This is a genomic window from Streptomyces sp. NRRL S-495 (assembly GCF_000966955.1).
Taxonomy (GTDB): Bacteria; Actinomycetota; Actinomycetes; order Streptomycetales; family Streptomycetaceae; genus Kitasatospora; species Kitasatospora purpeofusca.
On sequence record NZ_JZWY01000941.1, the window covers coordinates 1 to 922 of the forward strand.

General features: G+C 78.0%; 1 protein-coding gene. It reads left to right on the plus strand.

Annotated elements, in window-relative coordinates; translation table 11 throughout:
• Positions 1-114: 114 nt before the first annotated feature.
• On the plus strand, positions 115-922 hold an 808-nt coding region (locus VR45_RS36715), incomplete at its 3' end, for a sensor domain-containing protein (RefSeq protein WP_199926076.1).

Consider the following 922-nt stretch of genomic DNA (forward strand, 5'->3'; position numbering starts at 1 on the left):
TGGGGACCTGCGGGTGGATCGTGGCGGGCGCGGCGGCGCTGGTCCTGCCGGGCATCCTGGTCACCGGCCGCTGGGCGGTCGGCGGACCGGCGGCGGAGCTGGCGGGCGGCGGCCGTGACTGAACGTGCCGACGGCGCGGGCGGCAGTACGGCCGGCGGCACGACCGACGGCACGGGCCGGGGTGCCGCGCCCGGGTGGCGGCGCCACCTCGCCGTCCGGGGCGGGGGCTGGGCCTTCGCGATCCTCGGGCTGCCGGTCGCGCTGCTCGGCGGGCTCTACGCGATCGCGGTCCTGTACGCGGGAGTCCTGCTCTCGCTGACGGTGGTCGGCCTGCCGTTCGTCGTCCTCGCGCTGCTGGGCGTGCGCAGGCTCGGCGCACCGCAGCGGTGGCTGGTGGGCCGACTGCTCGGCGAACGGATCGAGCCGCCGGCCCCGCTGCCCCGCCCGGCGGGGGTACTGGCCCGGGGCCGGGTGGTGCTCACCGATCCGGTCGCCTGGCGGGTGCTGCTCCACCTGGTGCTGCGCCTGCCGTTGGGCGTACTCGGATTCGCGGCCGCCGTACTGCTCCCGCTCGGCGGCGGGTGGCTGGTCGGCTTCCCGCTCTGGATCCGGCTGCTGGAACCCGGCCCCCGGACGACCGGCTGGCCGGAGTTCGTCGCCGTGCCCCTCGGCCTGGTGCTGCTGGCCTCGGCGCCGGGCGCGGTCCGGGCGCTGAGCGGGGTGAACCGGCGGCTGGCCCGGGTCCTGCTCGGACCGGTCCGCACGCAGCAGCGCGTGCGACAGCTGGAGAACGCCCGCACCGGGCTGATCGCCGCGAACACCGACCGGCTCCGCGGACTGGAGCGCGATCTGCACGACGGCACGCAGGCGCGGCTGGTCGCGCTGGCGATCACGCTCGCGCTCGCCGAGGACGCGCTCGGCC